16 protein-coding genes and 1 pseudogene are annotated in these 17,065 nt (G+C 72.9%); 9 read left to right on the top strand and 8 right to left on the bottom strand.

Annotated features, from left to right (window positions below; genetic code table 11):
- Positions 1–57: 57 nt before the first annotated feature.
- Positions 58–411 carry a VOC family protein gene (locus AQJ64_RS22640; protein ID WP_055636148.1) on the top strand — a complete coding sequence of 118 codons (354 nt, stop codon included), beginning with the start codon at positions 58–60 and terminating at the stop codon, positions 409–411.
- A 66-nt stretch (positions 412–477) separates the two neighbouring features.
- Positions 478–870 (top strand): MarR family winged helix-turn-helix transcriptional regulator, encoded by a 393-nt coding sequence (locus AQJ64_RS22635; protein ID WP_055636147.1) that lies wholly within the window; start codon positions 478–480, stop codon positions 868–870.
- Between the two features lie 12 nt (positions 871–882).
- Here the strand turns inward: AQJ64_RS22635 and AQJ64_RS22630 are convergent, their stop codons facing one another.
- From AQJ64_RS22630 to AQJ64_RS22615, 4 genes are all read right to left on the bottom strand, one after another.
- Positions 883–1,974, bottom strand: a complete 1,092-nt coding sequence (locus AQJ64_RS22630; protein ID WP_059202938.1) for a hypothetical protein — start codon at positions 1,972–1,974, stop codon at positions 883–885.
- 54 nt (positions 1,975–2,028) lie between these two features.
- Positions 2,029–2,427: an SseB family protein gene (locus tag AQJ64_RS22625; protein WP_055639104.1), complete on the bottom strand. Its 399-nt coding sequence runs from the start codon at positions 2,425–2,427 to the stop codon at positions 2,029–2,031.
- Between the two features lie 250 nt (positions 2,428–2,677).
- Positions 2,678–2,881: an IclR family transcriptional regulator domain-containing protein gene (locus AQJ64_RS49180; protein WP_055639082.1), complete on the bottom strand. Its 204-nt coding sequence runs from the start codon at positions 2,879–2,881 to the stop codon at positions 2,678–2,680.
- A 326-nt stretch (positions 2,882–3,207) separates the two neighbouring features.
- Positions 3,208–3,825, bottom strand: a complete 618-nt coding sequence (locus AQJ64_RS22615; RefSeq protein WP_059202937.1) for a MerR family transcriptional regulator — start codon at positions 3,823–3,825, stop codon at positions 3,208–3,210.
- A gap of 117 nt (positions 3,826–3,942) precedes the next feature.
- On the opposite strand from AQJ64_RS22615, the gene AQJ64_RS22610 reads away from it, so the two are divergent.
- From AQJ64_RS22610 to AQJ64_RS52425, 5 genes and pseudogenes are all read left to right on the top strand, one after another.
- The gene (locus tag AQJ64_RS22610; protein ID WP_059202936.1) at positions 3,943–4,344 is read left to right on the top strand and encodes a DUF3291 domain-containing protein; all 402 of its coding nucleotides are present in this window, start codon (positions 3,943–3,945) and stop codon (positions 4,342–4,344) included.
- 28 nt (positions 4,345–4,372) lie between these two features.
- Positions 4,373–5,815, top strand: a complete 1,443-nt coding sequence (locus AQJ64_RS22605) for an MFS transporter (RefSeq protein WP_079061875.1) — start codon at positions 4,373–4,375, stop codon at positions 5,813–5,815.
- A gap of 163 nt (positions 5,816–5,978) precedes the next feature.
- Positions 5,979–7,424, top strand: a complete 1,446-nt coding sequence (locus AQJ64_RS22600) for a glyceraldehyde-3-phosphate dehydrogenase (protein ID WP_059202935.1) — start codon at positions 5,979–5,981, stop codon at positions 7,422–7,424.
- Between the two features lie 178 nt (positions 7,425–7,602).
- On the top strand, positions 7,603–8,718 hold the full coding sequence (locus AQJ64_RS22595; RefSeq protein ID WP_211286499.1) for a LacI family DNA-binding transcriptional regulator: 1,116 nt from the start codon (positions 7,603–7,605) through the stop codon (positions 8,716–8,718).
- Positions 8,719–9,036: 318 nt separating this feature from the next.
- Positions 9,037–9,105: pseudogene (locus AQJ64_RS52425) on the top strand (hypothetical protein); the annotation flags it as partial.
- Positions 9,106–9,145: 40 nt separating this feature from the next.
- Here AQJ64_RS52425 and gndA read toward each other — a convergent pair.
- The 4 genes from gndA to AQJ64_RS22575 all read right to left on the bottom strand — a co-directional run bounded on the left by gndA (position 9,146) and on the right by AQJ64_RS22575 (position 14,024).
- Positions 9,146–10,585: an NADP-dependent phosphogluconate dehydrogenase gene (gene gndA / locus AQJ64_RS22590; RefSeq protein WP_059202934.1), complete on the bottom strand. Its 1,440-nt coding sequence runs from the start codon at positions 10,583–10,585 to the stop codon at positions 9,146–9,148.
- Between the two features lie 143 nt (positions 10,586–10,728).
- On the bottom strand, positions 10,729–11,235 hold the full coding sequence (locus AQJ64_RS22585) for a MarR family winged helix-turn-helix transcriptional regulator (protein WP_059202933.1): 507 nt from the start codon (positions 11,233–11,235) through the stop codon (positions 10,729–10,731).
- A 37-nt stretch (positions 11,236–11,272) separates the two neighbouring features.
- Positions 11,273–12,157 (bottom strand): LLM class flavin-dependent oxidoreductase, encoded by an 885-nt coding sequence (locus tag AQJ64_RS22580; protein WP_059202932.1) that lies wholly within the window; start codon positions 12,155–12,157, stop codon positions 11,273–11,275.
- Between the two features lie 241 nt (positions 12,158–12,398).
- Complete coding sequence (locus AQJ64_RS22575; RefSeq protein WP_244902682.1) at positions 12,399–14,024, bottom strand: cellulase family glycosylhydrolase; 1,626 nt, start codon at positions 14,022–14,024, stop codon at positions 12,399–12,401.
- Positions 14,025–14,274: 250 nt separating this feature from the next.
- Here AQJ64_RS22575 and AQJ64_RS22570 point away from each other — a divergent pair, with 250 nt between their 5' ends.
- Together AQJ64_RS22570 and AQJ64_RS22565 are read left to right on the top strand one after the other, a co-directional pair.
- A complete protein-coding gene (locus AQJ64_RS22570; RefSeq protein ID WP_059202931.1) occupies positions 14,275–14,790 on the top strand; it encodes a hypothetical protein in 516 nt (171 codons plus the stop codon).
- Positions 14,791–14,952: 162 nt separating this feature from the next.
- Positions 14,953–16,968, top strand: coding sequence for a serine/threonine-protein kinase (locus tag AQJ64_RS22565; protein WP_059202930.1), 2,016 nt, complete (start codon positions 14,953–14,955; stop codon positions 16,966–16,968).
- Positions 16,969–17,065 lie beyond the last annotated feature (97 nt).

Genomic DNA, 17,065 nt, shown 5'->3' with positions numbered 1-17,065 from the left:
CGTGAGACCACCGGCGCATCCCGCCGGAACCACACGAAGACCGAGGAGTGACCGGCCATGACGACCACCACCGGTGTGCAGACGATCATCTACCCCGTCAAGGACCTGGAGCGGGCCAAGGCCGTGTTCGGCGCGCTGCTCCAGGTCGAGCCGTACGCCGACGAGCCCTACTACGTCGGCTACAAGGCGGCCGGCCAGGACGTCGGCCTCAACCCGAACGGGCACGCCCAGGGGCTGACCGGACCGGTCCCCTACTGGCACGTCTCCGACCTCCGGGCGCGGCTCGCGGCGCTGGTGGAGGCGGGGGCCGAGGTGCTCCAGGACGTGCAGGACGTCGGCAACGGCCGGCTGATCGCCTCCGTGAAGGACCCGGACGGCAACCTGGTCGGGCTGCTTCAGGACCCGTCGTAGCAGCATGCTTGCACCCGCACTAGTTGCACAGTCAACAAATACCGGAATCGGTGTTACCGTGCGGGTATGGCAGCGAAGACGGCCGGGGCGGGCCTCGAGGAGCGGTGGCGGGACATCCTGTCGGTGCACGCGCGCACGATGTGCGAGATCGACCGCGCGCTGCACCCGCACGGCCTCGGCGCGAGCGACTTCGAGGTGCTCGACATCCTCGCCGCCGAGGCGCCCCGGCAGGGCGACCAGTGCCGGGTCCAGGACCTCGTCGGCCGGGTCCACCTCAGTCAGAGCGCCCTGTCCCGTCTGATCGGCCGGCTGGAGAAGGAGGGCCTGGTGGCCCGGGCCGTCTGTCTGGAGGACCGGCGCGGGGTGTACGTCACCCTCACCCGCAAGGGCCGCGACCTGCACACGGAGGTGCTGCCGTTGCAGCGGGGAGTGCTGGAGCGGATGCTCGGCGGTTCCTGAGGGGCGCCGTCCCTAGCCCCCTGTTTCCCCAGGGCGGCGGTCCGCCGGGCGGTGGGGCGGGATCGGGGTGGAGGGGAAGTCGCGGGGGCCCGTCCACAGGGCGGGGACCGCGTCGCAGCGGCGGCACAGTTCGTAGCCGATCGCCTCGTAGTTGACGCGCCAGCCCCGGAAGTGCGGCCAGGCCTCCTCGGAGCTGCGTTCGGCCCGGAAGCCCGTCGACTCCAGCATCGACACCGCCGCCTCGAACTCGACGTAGGTCAGCCGGACGGGGCCGTCCGGCGCGGGGTCGGGGTCGAAGGGGAAGCGGATCGAGCGGGCGATGTCCCGCAGCGCGGTGAACCCCGCGCGCAGCACCAGCCGGGCCTCCGGCGGCGCGGAGCGCGGGGACAGCGCGAGCTGCATGGCCGCCGCGTCCATCACCGCGATCAGCCCGACCAGCCAGCTGCGGTGCGGGCGCGGGGAGCGGAACGCCAGCAGCACGGGGTACGTCGAGTGGCTCTCCCCCATGTCCGCGGCCAGCCGTTCCCAGGCCCGGTACAGCTCGGGCAGCGCGGTCTCGGTGTCGACGAGCCACTGCCGGGCGAGGATCTCGGGGCCCCAGGCGGGCTCGCCGGCCCGGGACTGGAGCAGGGTGACCTCCAGCTCACGGCGGTTGTAGGCGGCGTAGAGGGTGGGCAGATAGGCGATCTGGAGGGCGATGACGACCGGGCCGGTGATCGCGGCCGCGAAGTCGAGGACGGACAGCCGCACGCGGGCACCGCCGGCGAAGCCGAGGGTGAACAGACTCGAGCCGGCCTCCCGGAAGGAGGTGGTCCAGTCCAGCGGGGACAGCGCGTACAGCAGCAGCCCGTATCCGGCCAGGGCGCCGAGCAGCCAGATCCCCAGCATGCCGACCAGCGTCAGCGGGGCGAGCCAGGTCTGCCACCGGTCGACGGCCTCGTAACCCCGGCGCAGGGCGGCGAGGCGCAGCAGCCGGCGCAGGGTCCACCACAGCCGGTACACGACCACGGAGTACAGGCCGCGCGGGACGACGAGGGTGCGCAGGACACTCCCGAGCACCAGTGCGAGCACGAGACCGCCGGCCACACCGGAGAGCCAGATCATGGGGTCATTCTGGATCACGGGCAGCGGGCGGGCGCGGGCCGCCCGGGTGGCGGGTCAGCGGGCGAGCAGCGTGCGTACTCCCTCCGAGGTGAGCGTCAGCGGGTGATCACCGGCGGCGTCTATGGCGAGCGAGAGTTCCCCGGTGGGCCACTGCGCGGCGAGCGCGCCGAGGGGCACCAGCCGGTAGCGGTCGATCCCGGGCAGCAGTCCGGCCATCTCGGGTTCGGAGGTGAACACCGGGACGACGGGTGCGCCGCCGGGATTGTCCAGTACCGGCAGGGCCACCCGGCCCGGGTCGCTCACGTCCTCGTCGGTGGCGTCCTCGGGCACGGGCACCAGGACGTCGCAGTGCGCGAGCGTGTCCAGGGCCACCGTGTCCTCGGTGTCCCGGGCCAGCGCGTCCAGCGCCCAGCGGGCGGGGTTGGCGTTGCGGTCGTGGGCAGGCGTCTCCATGACAGTTCCCCTTGTCGCGACGGTCGTACGGCCCGCTCCGGAATACTTCCCTCCGGACGCGGTCCGGCCTCGCGTACCCGGTCGGGCGCGGATCATGCCCCACGGGAGCGGGCCGTCGCGGCAGGGGGAACGGGTCGGGGCGGGGCCGGCGGGAGGAGGAGCGCGCCATGCCGGTGCGCCCCGGCCCCGTGGTCGGCTCACGCGCCGACCTCCGCGACGCGCAAGCCCTCGCTGCGTATGCATCGCTGGATCATCGCGGCGGCGGCACGTACATGGGGGCCACCCGTCTCGGCCGGGCCACGTCCGGCGGGCCCGCCACGCCGACGGCGGCCACGACCGCACCGCGGCTGTCGCGCACCGGCACCGCGAAAGCCCGACCGGTGTCGGTGGTCAGCGCGCCCTGGACGGCGGCGCAGCCCTCCCGGCGGACCTTGGCCAGGCACTGCTGGAGCACGGAAGTGATCTGGCATCGCCGCGACCGCATCCATCGTTGAAGCCCGCCCTGCCGGGCGGTCTGCCGACCCGGCTCCGGTATCGCGACGGTGGGCCGGGAAGAAGTCTCCGAAGAAGTCGCAGTCCGCACCATGCAGCCGCACCGGACGACCGGCGACTTGACGACCGTGGTTCCTCGCCGCGTTCCACGGAGACGAACAGAAAGCGAAGACCGCCGTTTGCGCGAGCGCCCTCGGCGTACTCCTTCCGCCGCGCGCCTGCCCGCCACGCCCGCACGAGACGGTCACCGACCAGGGCGACATCGGACAACGCTCGTGATCAATACGCCTAGGACGTGTGCCGGCGGGCCGACTCGTTCTCCTGGGCCATGCGCCTGAGGGCCATCAGGGCGGGTTCCAGGAGGACGGTCAGCAGCAGGGCGCGCTCGGCGGCCTCCAGCGGGTCGTCCAGGCCCTCGAGCTGGTCGAGGTCGAGGGCCGCGGTGCGTTCGGCGAGCCGGGCGTACGGCAGGAGGGTGCGCCAGTCGAGCGGGACGCCCAGGGCGCGCAGGGAGGCGAGGGTCTCGGCGAGGGTGGTCCGGGCGGGCGCCGAGGCGTGCACGTCCCAGTGCAGTTCCTCGACCAGCGCCTGGACCTCGGCCGCCTGCGAGGCGTCGCCGGAGGGCACCTCGCCCACCCGGATGGAGCCCAGGGCCAGGCCCAGCAGGCGGTGGGTGTCGCCGGTGTACTCCGCGAGGGCGTCGAGCACCTCGCGGGTGGTGCTGACCGACAGTCCGCGCACGCCGGTCAGGGCGCGGATCAGGCGGAGCCGGCGCAGGTGCTGGTCGTCGTACTCGGCCTGGGTGGCGGCCGTCTGGCGGCCCGGCGGCAGCAGTCCCTCGCGCAGGTAGTACTTGATCGTCGTCACGGAGACGCCACTGCGGCTGCTCAGTTCGGAGATGCGCATACGGTTCGGCTCCGATTCGTCCGGCTCCACACTTGAAAACTGGATACCTCTACTGTCTAACATAGATAGTAGAGGTATCCAATATTCCTTCGCGCCGCCGGAGAGAAGGCCGCAGCCATGCCCACCCTGCGCTGGACGACAGTCAGCACCCCCGCACCCGACACCGAGGCGTTCGTGATGGCGTCCCGGCTGGAGGTCCGCTCGCTCAAGGACGTGCCGCGCTTCTTCCTGAAGTCGCTGGCCGCGTGGAAGCAGGTCTCCGGCGCGCCGGGGGCGTACGGCGCCTCACTGATCGCCGAGCCCCTCAAGCGCACCTTCTGGACGCTGTCGGCCTGGGAGGACGAGGCCGCGCTCCACACGTACGCGAAGACCGAGCCGCACAAGTCGATCATGAAGGGGCTGCGGCCCACGATGAAGGACTCGGTCTTCACGTTCTGGCAGGTCCCCGCCGCCGAGCTGCCCATCGACTGGACGGACGCCCGGCGCCGCCTCGCCGAGCAGGAACGCACCGGTGCCTGACACCCCTCACCCAGGAGAGAGCCCCACCATGACCCTGTCCGAAGAGAGCCCGGCCCTCGACGACCCGGCCGCCTCCGCCCCGGCGACCGGGGGCCGCCGGACACCCCTCTGGCTCGCGATCGTCGCGGCGAGCGTGCCCATGTTCATGGTCGCGCTGGACAACCTCGTCGTCTCCACGGCCCTGCGCACCCTGGCCGTGGACCTGGAGGCGGACACCCAGGAACTCCAGTGGTTCGTCAACGCCTACGTCCTGAGCTTCGCCTGTCTGCTGATGACCGGTGCCGCGCTCGGTGACCGCTTCGGGCGCCGGAAGGTGTTCGTCGTCGGCATCGCCCTGTTCACCCTGGCCTCCATCGGCTGCGGCCTGTCGGACACCAGCGCCCAGCTGATCACCTTCCGTGCGCTCCAGGGATGCGGCGCGGCCGCCGTGATGCCACTGTCGCTGACGCTGCTGTCGCAGGCGGTGCCGGAGCGGCTGCGCGGGATGGCGCTCGGTGTGTGGTCCGGGGTGAGCGGGCTCGCCGTGGCGATGGGTCCGGTCGCCGGCGGCGCGGTCGTGGACGGTCTGGACTGGCGGTGGATCTTCTGGATCAATGTGCCGGTCTGCGTGATCGCCATCCCGCTGGTGCTCTTCGCGCTCGAGGAGAGCTCCCTGCCCGGCATCCGGCTCGACCTGGTCGGCATGGTTCTGGCGGCGGCCGGACTGTGCGCCGTGGTGTGGGCGATCGTGCACGGCGAGCCCGACGGCTGGACCTCCGGCAAGGTGCTGGGCGCGTTCACCGGCGGCGCGGTGCTGCTGGCCGCGTTCGTCGCCCGGGAGGCCCGGACCGAGGAGCCGATGCTGCCGCTGTCCTTCTACCGGGTGCGGGCCTTCACCCTCACCAACGTCGTCTCCGCGACCATGTACTTCGGTGTCTTCGGCTCGCTGTTCCTGCTCGCCCAGTACCTCCAGATCGTGCCGCCGCGCACCCCGCTGGAGGCCGGTGTGCGCACCCTCGCCTGGACGCTGATGCCGATGTTCGTGGCCCCCGTCGCCGGACTGCTCACCGACAGGGTGGGCGGCGGCCGGCTGATGGCCCTCGGGCTCTTCCTCCAGGGCGTCGGGCTGGGCTGGATCAACCTGGTCGCCGATGTGGACACGGACTACTCGTCCCTGGTCGGCCCGATGATCGTGGCCGGTGTCGGCATGGGCTTCGTGTTCGCGCCGACGGCGGCGGTCGTGCTCGGCTCGGTCGCCAAGGATCACGCGGGCAAGGCGTCCGGCGCCAACACCACCGTGCGCGAGGTCGGCGGCGCGCTCGGCATCGCCGTACTGAGCACGGTGTTCGTGGCGCACGGCAGCACCGAGGGTCCCCGGCAGTTCGTCGACGGTCTGCACCCCGCGGTGTGGGTCGGTGTCGCCGTGGTGTTCGCCGGAGCGCTGTGCGCCCTGGGGATCCCGCGCCGCCTACAGGCCCCCGAAGAGGCCTGACCAGCCTCTTCTCCCCCGACCCGGGGTGGGGGCGGACGCCTCCGGATTCCCCCGCCGAGGTGTCCGTCCCGGCCGTCCCGCACACCTGAGCGCACCCCCGCTTGAATGATCAGAAGGGCATCGGGTTAGCATCTGAGCGCCACCTAGCTCGAAAGATAGGCCCGTGACGCTCAACGACGATTCGTTCACCCACTGGAAGAACCGCGAGGAGATCGCGGAGTCGATGATCCCGATGATCGGGAAGCTGCACCGCGAGCGGGACGTGACGATCCTGCTGCACAGCCGCTCCCTGGTGAACAAGTCGGTGGTCAGCATCCTCAAGACCCACCGGTTCGCCCGCCAGATCGCGGGTGAGGAGCTCTCGGTCACCGAGACCCTGCCGTTCCTCGAGGCGCTCACCACGCTCGACCTCGGACCGTCCCAGATCGACATCGGCATACTCGCCGAGAACCACCGCGCCGACGACCGCGGTCTGTCGGTCCTGGACTTCACCGCGGAGGCCGTCGCCGGCGCCACGGGCGGCAACAAGATCGACCGCCGTGAGCCGCGCGACGTCGTCCTGTACGGCTTCGGCCGCATCGGCCGGCTCGTCGCCCGTCTGCTCATCGAGAAGACCGGCTCCGGCAACGGTCTGCGACTGCGCGCCATCGTGGTGCGCGGCGGCGGGGAGCAGGACCTGATCAAGCGCGCCTCGCTGCTGCGCCGCGACTCCGTCCACGGCCAGTTCCAGGGCACGATCACAGTGAACGAGGCGAACGGCACGATCGTCGCCAACGGCAACGAGATCAAGGTCATCTACGCCGACAGCCCGGCCGAGATCGACTACACGGCGTACGGCGTCAACCACGCCATCCTCATCGACAACACGGGCAAGTGGCGCGACCGCGAGGGCCTCTCCCAGCATCTGCGGCCGGGCATCGACAAGGTCGTGCTGACCGCGCCCGGCAAGGGCGACGTCCCGAACATCGTGCACGGCGTCAACCACGACACGATCAAGCCGGACGAGCAGATCCTGTCCTGCGCCTCCTGCACCACCAACGCGATCGTCCCGCCGCTGAAGGCGATGAACGACGAGTACGGCGTGGAGCGCGGCCACGTGGAGACCGTCCACTCGTTCACCAACGACCAGAACCTGCTGGACAACTACCACAAGGCCGACCGCCGCGGCCGCTCGGCGCCGCTGAACATGGTGATCACCGAGACCGGAGCCGCGTCCGCCGTCGCCAAGGCGCTGCCCGAACTCAAGGCGCCGATCACCGGCAGCTCGATCCGCGTACCCGTGCCGGACGTCTCGATCGCGATCCTCAGCCTGCGCCTCGGCCGCGAGACGACCCGCGAGGAGGTCCTGGACCACCTCCGCGACGTCTCACTGACCTCGCCGCTCCGGCGCCAGATCGACTTCACCACGGCCCCCGACGCGGTCTCCATGGACTTCATCGGCTCGCGCCACGCCTCGATCGTCGACGCCGGCGCCACCAAGGTCGACGGCGACAACGCCATCCTCTACCTCTGGTACGACAACGAGTTCGGCTACTCCTGCCAGGTCGTCCGCGTCGTCCAGCACGTCTCCGGCGTCGAGTACCCGACGTACCCGGCGACGAGCGTCTAGCCGACGGCCGCCCAAGGCCCCCGTCCCGGCCACCGGTCACCGGCCACCGGCCACCGGGGACCGGGAAAGGGGCCGGGGCGGTCCGGCACCGGGGGACAAACGTTTTCCGGCGTTCCGGAAAGGCACTTCGCCCGTCGCGCGCGGCTGCGGACGACCCCGGATGCAGTAACGTCAAGCCGTGACGGATCACACCACCGGAGACAGCGCGCGCCGGCGGCCCGCGGGCGGGGGCAGGCGGCGGCGCGGCACCGCGGGTCAGGACAAGCCCGCCACCATCCGCGACGTCGCCGCCAGGGCGGGCGTGTCGGTGGCCACCGTGTCCCGGACGCTCGCCGGGAACTACCCGGTCTCCGAGACGACCCGGGCCCGGGTGACGGCGGCGGTCGAGGCGCTCCACTACGTGGTGAACGTGCACGCCAAGGCGCTCTCGGGCGGCGTTCCCGGTCCGGTCGCCCTGGTCCTCCACGACATCACCGGCCCCTCGCTCGCCCATGTGGCGGCCGGCGTCGAGCAGGAGGCGGCGATGCGCGGCCGGCTGAGCCTGGTCTGCGCCACGCACGGCGATCCGGCCCGGGAGAACGACCTCGTGCAGCTGATGCGCGAACAGCACGCCGCCGCTGTGGTGCTCGTCGGCGGCGCGGAGGTGGACGACGCGTACCACGAGCGGATGGCCGGATACGCGCACGGCCTGGCCTCGGCGGGGTCCCGGCTGGTCCTGGTCGGCCGCCCGCCGCTGCCCTCCGACGCGCCGGCCACGGTGATCGAGTACGACAACCGCGGCGGCGCCTTCCAGGCCGCCGCCCATCTGCTCGCGGCCGGTCACCGGCGCGTGCTGTTCCTCGGCGGCGAGACCCGGTTCGCCACCGCCCAGCAGCGCCGGACGGGGCACCTGGACGCGCTGCGGGCGCACGGGGTGCCGTACGAGGAGGAACTCGACGTCCCGGGCCCGTACACCCGCACCTCCGGCTATCTGCGCACCCGTGACGCCCTGCGCGCGGGACTGGAGTTCACGGCCGTCTTCGCCGGCACCGACATGGTGGCCCTCGGCGCGCTGGCCGCACTGCGCGAGGCCGGACTGGGCGTTCCGGACGACGTCTCCCTGGTCGGCTACGACGACGTGCCCTTCGCGGCGGACCTCACCCCCGCGCTGACCACCGTCCGCGTCCCGTACGAGGATCTCGGCCGGTCCGCCGTCCGGCTGGCGCTGGAGCGGGAGGAGCGGATCTCCGGGGACGACCATGTGGTGCTCAGCACGCAGTTGGTGATCCGGCAGTCGGCGGCCGCCCGGGGCTGACCACAGCACGGAGGTGGGTCCGCCGAGCACCCGCCGGAGCGCACGCTGTCACTGCGGCTGCCCGCCTGGTGCGCGGACCACGCCCTGGCGGTGAACGGCGCCCCCGTCGAGGGCTTTCGGGCCGGGTGACACCGTACGGCCGGCCCTCCCCCTCGTGCCCCGGCCGACCCGGCCGCATCCGGGGGTGGACGCGGTACGCGGCTGTGTCGCCCTGGAGCGCGGGCCACTGGCGGACCGCCTGGATCCGTCCGGCCCGCCGGCCCGGCCGGGCCGGACGGCTGGTGGCCATGCGGACCGGCGGACGCGGCACCGGCCCCGGTGGGGGCGGCCGTCGAGCTGACGGCGGTGCCGTACTACGCCTGGGCGAACCGGGGTGCGGGCGGCATGCGGGTCCGGATGCCGGTCACCGCGGCGGAACAGGGCCGCCTCAGGCCTGCGTCTCCGGGCGGCCGTCCTGCGCCCAGTGGGTGTGGAAGGCGCCGGGGCGGTCGGTGCGGCCGTAGGTGTGGGCGCCGAAGTAGTCGCGCTGGCCCTGGAGCAGGGCGGCGGGGAGCCGGCCGGCGCGCAGGGTGTCGTAGTGGGCGAGCGCCGCGGAGAAGGCGGGGACGGGGATGCCCCGGCGGGCGGCGGAGGCGACCGTCTCGCGCCACGGCACCTGCGCGTCGGTGATCTCCATGGCGAACTCCATCTCGCCGAGGAGGCTGACCAGCTCGGAGTCGGCGGCGTACGCGGCGCGGATGCGGTCGAGGAAGGAGGCGCGGATGATGCAGCCGCCGCGCCAGATCTTGGCGACCGCGCCCAGGTCGATCTTCCAGCCGTACTCGGCGGCCGCGTCCTGGATCATCTTCCAGCCCTGGTCGTAGGCGATGACCTTGGAGGCGTACAGGGCGTGCTCGACCTGGGAGGTGAAGCGGGCGGCCTCGGTGCGGCTGAGCGCGGGGGTGGTGCCGCCGGGCAGCCCGGCGTAGGCGGCGCGCAGTTCGCGCTGGCCGGAAGCGGCGCGGGCGAAGGTGGCCTGGGCGATGGCGGTGACCGGGGAGCCCAGGTCCAGGGCGGTCTGCACGGTCCAGCGGCCGGTGCCCTTCTGGCCGGCCGCGTCGGTGACGATGTCGACGAACGCGAGGCCGGTGGCGGCGTCGGTGTGGGCGAGGACCTCGGCGGTGATCTCGATCAGGTAGGAGCCGAGGCGGCCCTCGTTCCAGGTGCGGAAGACGTCGGCGATCTCGGCGGGGGTGTAGCCGGCGACCTGGCGCAGCAGGTCGTACGCCTCGGCGATGAGCTGCATGTCGGCGTACTCGATGCCGTTGTGGACCATCTTGACGAAGTGTCCGGCGCCGTCGGTGCCGACGTGGGCGGCGCAGGGCTCGCCGTCGATCTTCGCGCTGATGGACTCGAACATCGGACCGAGGACGTCGTACGACTCGCTCGACCCGCCGACCATGATCGACGGCCCGTGCAGGGCGCCCTCCTCGCCGCCGGAGACACCGGTGCCGACGAAGTGGATGCCCTGCTCGCGCAGGGCGGCCTCGCGGCGGCGGGTGTCGGCGAAGTGGGCGTTGCCGCCGTCGATGATCATGTCGCCGGGCTCCAGGAGCGGGGCGAACTCGTCGATGACGGCGTCGGTGACCGCGCCCGCCTGCACCATGATCATCAGACGGCGGGGGCGTTCGAGCGCGGCCACGAAGTCCTCGGCCGACTCGGCGGGGACGAAGGCGCCCTCGTGGCCGAACTCCTCGACGAGCGCGCGGGTACGGCCGGCGGAGCGGTTGTGGACGGCGACGGTGTAACCGTTGCGGGCGAAGTTGCGCGCGAGGTTGCGGCCCATCACGCCGAGGCCGGTGACGCCGATGGCGGCGGTTGCGTTCACGAGGTACGTCCCTTGGATCGTTGGCGTGTTTCGAAGGGGGGCGGGCAGCCCCGTACCTCCAGGTACGCGCGCCGGGCCGGTTCTTCTCGATCCCTGGCCGAATGAACTGCCGGAACAGGTGTTCCGGGTGGGGCGGGCCCGGTTCAGCGGCGCCGCCAGGGCAGCACGGCCGGATCGGCCTCGGTGCTCTCGGCCCGGTGCAGGGCGTCGCTGATGGCCTCGCCGATCTCGGCGAACTGCCGTACCTGTTCGGGGGTGAGGACGTCGAACACCGCGCGGCGGACGGCCTCGACATGACCGGGGGCGACCTCCACGAGCAGCGCCCTGCCCTCCTCGGTGAGGAAGGCGAGCTGGCCACGGCCGTCGGCGGGGTCCTCCCGGCGGTCGACGAGGCCGACCTCGCGCAGCCGGTTCACCGCGTGGGTGAGCCGGCTGCGCGTGATCTTCAGCCGCTGGGCCAGTTCGGACATCCCGAGGACGCCGTCGGGGGCCATGGAGAGGTAGGCGAGCAGGCTGTAGTCGGAGTGCGTCATGCCCGCGTCGCGCCGCAGCTGCCGGTTGAGGTGGTCGGCGAGCAGGGTGGAGAAGTCGACATAGGCGAGCCAGGCCCGTCGTTCTTCTGCGTTGAGCCAGCGCGGCGTCGTGGACATGGTCACACTTTACCCAGATCGCCCTTTGATTGAACTATCAAACACAGGATGCGGCGGTGCGGCTCGCGCTCGGGAAGCACGCGTCGGCCAGACGGTCCACCTGGTCGGGGTCCGGGGCCCAGCAGTAGAGGACGACCTCGTCGGCGCCGATGCCGGTGAGGGCACAGACGGCCGCACGGATCGTCCGCGGGGTGGTCAGCAGCCCGTCGGCCATGGCGGCGGCGCGGCCGGTGAACGCGTAGTAGTCCAGGAGGTTGCGCCGGGCCCGGTCCACGGTGTCCCGCGGTCCGAGGGCGACGCTGATCTGGGCGACCAGGCGCGGCCGGCCGGGGCGGCCGTGCCGCTCCCAGCCCTTCTCCACCTCGCGGAACAGGCCGCCGAGGTGCTCCGGGGGCAGTGCGGCACCGAGGAAGCCGTCGCCGAAGCGGCCCACGCGGGCGAGGGCGGCGGGCGCGAAGCCGCCGAAGAGCACCTCGGGGCCGCCCGGCGTGAGGGGCGCGGGTCCGATGGGCCCGGAGCCCTCGCCGTACGGCTCACCGGCCCAGAGTCGGCGCAGCAGGGTCATCTGCTCGTCGAGGCGACGGCCCCGGCCGCCGAGGTCGGCGCCGGCGGCGAGGAAGTCGTCCTCTCGTCCGCCGACGCCGATCCCCAGGGTGAACCGGCCGCCGGAGAGGCGGTCGAGGGTCGCGGCCTGCTTGGCGAGCAGCGCCGTGGTGTGGACGGGCGCGACGAGCACCTCGGTCTGGAGGCGGATGCGCGAGGTGGCGCCCGCGAGGGCGGCGAGGGTGACCAGGGGCTCGGGGTTGTCGAACACCAGCCGGTCGAGCAGGCCGAGCGTGCTGAACGGGCCCGCGTCGGCGCGCCGTGCCCAGGTCAGGAGCAGGGCGGGGTCGTCGATGGGGAGGCCGAGGCCGATCTTCATGGGAGCAGTCCTTCAGGAGGGCATGCGGACGGGGCTGCCGCCCCTCCTGACTCCGCGCGCCGTGCGCGGGCCTGCTCCCGTTCTGCGGCGATCGTTCGAGGGAGCGTGATGCGTAAGAGTGCTCCGACGGTAGGGGGATGTGCGCGGCGCGGGCAAACCCTTTTCCGGTTCCGGCGGGCGGGCCGCGGAGGACGGTCCGGCCGGCCGGCACCGGAGGCCGGCCGGCCGGAGGAACGGCGCGTCAGGTGGTCGTGCAGGCGCTGCCGTTGAGGGTGAAGGCGGTCGGGGCGGTGTTGGTGGTGCCCTTGGCACCGATGAAGCCGACGGTGACCGAGCCGCCGACGGGGATGGTGCCGGTGTACGAGGCGGGGGCGACGGTCACCGCGGCGCCGCTCTGGGTGGGGGTCCCGCCCCACATCGTGGTGACCGTCTGCCCGTCGGCGAAGGCGAAGGCCAGCTTCCAGCCGTTGATCGCGGCGGTGCCGGGGTTGCCCAGCACGATCTCGCCCTGGAAGCCGCCCGGCCATTCGCCCACGACGCGGTAGCGCACGGAGCAGGGGGTGGCGGGTGCGCTGCTCGTCGTGACGGCGACCGTGCCCGAACGGGCCGAGCGGTTGCCGGCCGCGTCCCGGGCGTAGACCGCGAAGGTGTACGCCGTACTGGCGCTGAGCCCGGTCACCGTCACACCGTTGGTGGTGGAGGCGGCAACGGCGGACTCGGTCCCGCCGGCGACCCGGACGACGTCGTAGCCCGTGACGCCGATGTTGTCGGTCGCGGCCGTCCAGGTGAGCGTCGCGGAGGTGGCCGTCACGGCGGAGGCCGTCGGGGTGCCGGGGGTGGTCGGCGCCTGGGTGTCGGCCGGGGTGCCGCCGCCGTACACCGTGGCCTCCTTCGCGGTCTGGGCGATGCCGTTGACGCCGTTGAAGACGCGCTGCCCCCAGGAGCTGAGCCGCGTGGGGTCGAAGGCGGTCGCCAGGTCGAGGATCGGGTCGGTGTTGCCGCTCCAGGACCAGGCCAGATAGCCGAGGTTCAGCTGCTGGGCGGTGGCCATCATGGTGTCCTCGTCGGGGTCGCCCCACTGGTCGGCCGGACCGCCGAACTCCCCGATCAGGAGCGGCAGTTTGGCGTTGACGAAGGCGTTGAGGTAGTCGGTGATCTCCGCCGCGGTGTCGAAGACGCTGTACATGTGGATCGAGAAGATCAGGTTGCCGGTGGTGTCGGCGGCGTACACGGACCGGGCGTTGGCCCGCATGACGCCCTGCCAGTCCTGGCCCCAGTTGGGCGCGTCCACCATGATCGTGTGCTGGAATCCGGCGTCGCGCAGCTTCTTGACCGCGGCGATGGTGGGGGCGGTCCAGCCCGCGGGGTCCGTGTTGCCCCAGGGCTCGTTGCCGATGTTGATGACGACGTAGTTCTCCTGGCCGGCCAGCACGTCCTTGAGGCCGATCCAGTAGTCGGCGGCCTGGTCGAGGGTGCCGGCCGCGGAGTCCTCGCCGTAGCCGGTGGTGTCGTGCACCTCCAGGACGCAGATGAGCCGGTTGGCCTTGCACTGGGCCACGACGTTCGCCACGTCCGAGGCGCTGTTCGCGCTCCAGCGGTGGCCGTCGGCGAGGACCACGCGGACGGTGTTGGCGCCCAGCGCCTTGATGTCGGCCAGCGACTGGAGCCGGCCGGGGTACCAGGTGTGGGCGTGATTGACGCCGCGCATCACGAAGTCGTTCCCGTTGGCCTCGACCAGCCGACCGTCCGCAATGTGAAGGCCGGTGGCGGCGAGGCCGTCGGGGCGGGCCTGGGCCGGGGCGGGGGCGAGGACACCGAGGGCGACCAGGCCGAGGAGGACGGCCAGCCCGGTCAGCAGCGTGGTCACCGAACGCTTCCGAGGCGGGCTGCTCGGGATGCTTCTCGTCGTGCTTCTCGTCGTGCTTCTCGTCGTGCTTCTTGTCGTTCTCACTGCGACTCCAGGAGTGAGGCCAAGAAGGCGGGGGTGTGGGCGTGCGGGCGTGCGAAAGCGTGGGAGCGCTCCCATAAAGCCACTGCGCCAAGTACACGTCAAGGGAGTGCGCAGGGCTCCGCTACCGTTTCGAAAGAACTCTCGCTCCCCGCACGGACGGTCCCCAGTGTTCGCAGATCTCGCCCCGCTCATCGCCGCGACCACCCAGTGGCTGACGCTCGCCTATCCCGCCTCCGGCGGCGCGCTCGCCGTCGCCCTGTGCGAGGCGCAGGCCCGTCAGGCCGTCACCGTCGCGGCCTGGCTGCGCTATCCGACGGCGACGGACTCGGCGCTGGCCGGGGTCACGGGGCCGGGCGGCTCGGCGGGGCTCGACCGGCTGAGCGGCGCCGGGGAGGATCCGGACGACGCGGCCTGGCGCTGCTGGGTCGACGAGGTCGTGGCGAGCTGGGCGGCCGGCCTCCTCGCCGATCCGGAACTGGCCGCGCGTGCGGTGGCCGGCCTCACCAGGGGTGCCCGTACGCGCGGTACGCCGGTGGAGTACCGGCGCCTGCTCGCTCCCGACGACCACGACCGCCGGGCGGCGGCCCTGCTGCGCCACCCCGACCTGATCGGCCCCGTGGCCGCCCTCCACCACGAGCGACTGCTGGAACGACTGGGCGCGGGGCAGGGGTTGACGGCCTGAGGGCCGCGCGGCACGGACCAGCCGGGCGGCGGGCGGCGGGGCCGGGTGACCGAGCGGTCACGGAAGTGTTTGAAAGCCTGAGCACACGCGGAGACTGGGCTAGCCTCGTTGTTCCCGCCATAGAACGAACTGGCGTACGGCGAACATCACTTCGGGAGTTCCGTGACTCACCAGCGGCCGACCCCACCGACTGCCACGGCGGCCGAGGCCGCCGCACTGCGGCAGACCGGCGCCTCACCCCTGCGGGTCGGGGATCCGGGCCGTGTCGGCCCCTATGTGCCGCTGGCACTGCTCGGCAGCGGCGGGATGGGACGGGTGTATCTGGCCCGGGCCGCCGACGACGGCCCGGGTCTGTTCGCGGTGAAGGTGATCCGGCCGGAGTACGCCGAGGACGTCCGCTTCCAGCGCCGCTTCGAGCGTGAGGCGGCGGTGCACGCCCGGCTGGGCCCGCCGTACGCGCCCCGGCTGTGCGGTACGGGGTTCGAGGACGAACTGCTGTGGATGGCCACCGAGTACATCCCGGGGCTCGATCTGACGGAGGCCGTCCGCGGGGGCGGCGCCCTGCCCGCGGCCACCGTGTGGCGGCTGGTCGCGGATCTGGGTCGGGCGCTGGCCGCCCTGTCCGCCGCCGGGGTCGTCCACCGGGATCTGAAGCCGTCCAACGTCCTGTTGTCCGTGCAGGGCGCGCATCTGATCGACTTCGGGATCTCCAAGGCCGCGGACGGCAGTGCGCTCACCGGCACGGGAAACCGGGTGGGCACCCCGGCCTACATGTCGCCGGAGTACCTCCGCACGGGCCACTGCGACGCCTCCTCGGACGTGTTCTCGCTGGCCGGGACCCTCGTGTACGCCGCCACCGGGCGCGCCCCGTTCGGGGACGGAACCGGCGTCGACGTGATGCACCGGGTGGCGTTCGAGGAGCCCGATCCGCAGGTGACCGGCGCCGTCGCCGCGGCCGACCCCGAGCTCGCCGCGCTGCTGGCCCGGTGCCTGGCCAAGGAGCCAGGACCGCGCCCCACCGCCGGGGAACTGATCGAGCTCGGCGCGGCGCGCACCGCGGCGGACGACTGGCCCGAGCCGCTCCACGGCGAGGTGCTGGCCCGGCAGGGGGCGTACGAGACGCTCTACCGGATCCCCGTGGAGCGAGCGGTCCGCCTGCTCCCCGCGGGCCGCCCCGCCTCGGCCCCCCGTACCCCCGCCCCGGCCCCGGTGAGCCGCCCGGCACCCGCCGGCGTCGCCGCCCTGCCGGCAAACCCGTCCGATGCCGCCGCCGGTCCGCTGTCCTCATCAGCGCCGTCCGAGGCCGCCGGCTCTCCGGCGCCGTCCGGAGCCGCATCCGTGCCGGTGGCCTCATCGGCCCCGTCCGGAGCCGGTGCCGGGCCGATGGATCCGCACGCCGCGGTCGGCGCTCCCGCCGTGCCGGCCGACGCGTCGGCCCCGTCCGCGCCGCCGGATGCGTCCGCCGCGTCCGGTGAGGCCGCTTCAGAAGTCTTACTGCCGACCGGATCCCGTCGGTGGAACCGTCGCACGCGAGGGATGGCCGTGGCGGCGGGTGTCGCCCTGTGTGCGGTCGCCGCCGGCGGGCTCGTCCTCATGCGGCCGGACGGCGGGACGACCGCGGCCCCTCCCCGGGACATGGAGACGACGACCGGCGCGTCGCCCGGCGGTCCGCCCGGCAACGTCGCCCTGCCGGGGACGTCCGGCGTGCCCGACCGGGCCTCGGTGGCGGGCTCCTCCGACGGGCGGGCCGAGGTCGACGGCAGCCCCGACCCGTCACAGCCGGAGGCCACCGGCTCGGCGACCGCCGGCAGCGCTCCCGGCGGCCCCTCCTCCACCACCGCCGGCACGGGCACCGGTGCGGGCACCGGCACCTCCGCCACTCCGAGTACGGCTCCCACGACGCCGTCGGCCGAACCGCCCGCCTCGCAGCCGTGGAACACCGACTGCACGTACTACAACGGCAACGGACGGACCGGCGAAGGCGACAGCGGCAAGAAGGTGTTGCAGGTGCAGTGCATGCTGACGAAACGCGGCTACGGCGTCGGAAGCGGCGGCGTCGACGGTGAGTTCGGCCCCGAGACGACGAGCGCGGTGCGGGCCTTCCAGGGCGACAAGGGCCTGTCGGCCGACGGTGTCGTGGCCCACGGCACCTGGGTGGCGCTGCGCGGCAGCGACTGAGGCCCCGGGTGCCGAATGGCGTGAACCACCCCAAAAGGCGATGATTAAAGGGAAGTCATGATGATGCACGCACACCCGTCGTAGCGGACTTTCGGCC

Source organism: Streptomyces griseoruber (assembly GCF_001514205.1).
GTDB lineage: Bacteria > Actinomycetota > Actinomycetes > Streptomycetales > Streptomycetaceae > Streptomyces > Streptomyces griseoruber.
Note: the sequence above shows the minus strand (reverse complement) of the source record. Positions and strands in the feature narration are given on the sequence as shown.

Bases quoted from the DNA above. Each gene is read 5' to 3' on its own strand.
- AQJ64_RS22640 (WP_055636148.1), top strand. From the start codon at position 58: ATGACGACCACCACCGGTGTGCAGACGATCATCTACCCCGTCAAGGAC.
- AQJ64_RS22635 (WP_055636147.1), top strand. From the start codon at position 478: ATGGCAGCGAAGACGGCCGGGGCGGGCCTCGAGGAGCGGTGGCGGGAC.
- AQJ64_RS22630 (WP_059202938.1), bottom strand. From the start codon at position 1,974: ATGATCTGGCTCTCCGGTGTGGCCGGCGGTCTCGTGCTCGCACTGGTG.
- AQJ64_RS22625 (WP_055639104.1), bottom strand. From the start codon at position 2,427: ATGGAGACGCCTGCCCACGACCGCAACGCCAACCCCGCCCGCTGGGCG.
- AQJ64_RS22615 (WP_059202937.1), bottom strand. From the start codon at position 3,825: ATGCGCATCTCCGAACTGAGCAGCCGCAGTGGCGTCTCCGTGACGACG.
- AQJ64_RS22610 (WP_059202936.1), top strand. From the start codon at position 3,943: ATGCCCACCCTGCGCTGGACGACAGTCAGCACCCCCGCACCCGACACC.
- AQJ64_RS22605 (WP_079061875.1), top strand. From the start codon at position 4,373: ATGACCCTGTCCGAAGAGAGCCCGGCCCTCGACGACCCGGCCGCCTCC.
- AQJ64_RS22585 (WP_059202933.1), bottom strand. From the start codon at position 11,235: ATGTCCACGACGCCGCGCTGGCTCAACGCAGAAGAACGACGGGCCTGG.
- AQJ64_RS22580 (WP_059202932.1), bottom strand. From the start codon at position 12,157: ATGAAGATCGGCCTCGGCCTCCCCATCGACGACCCCGCCCTGCTCCTG.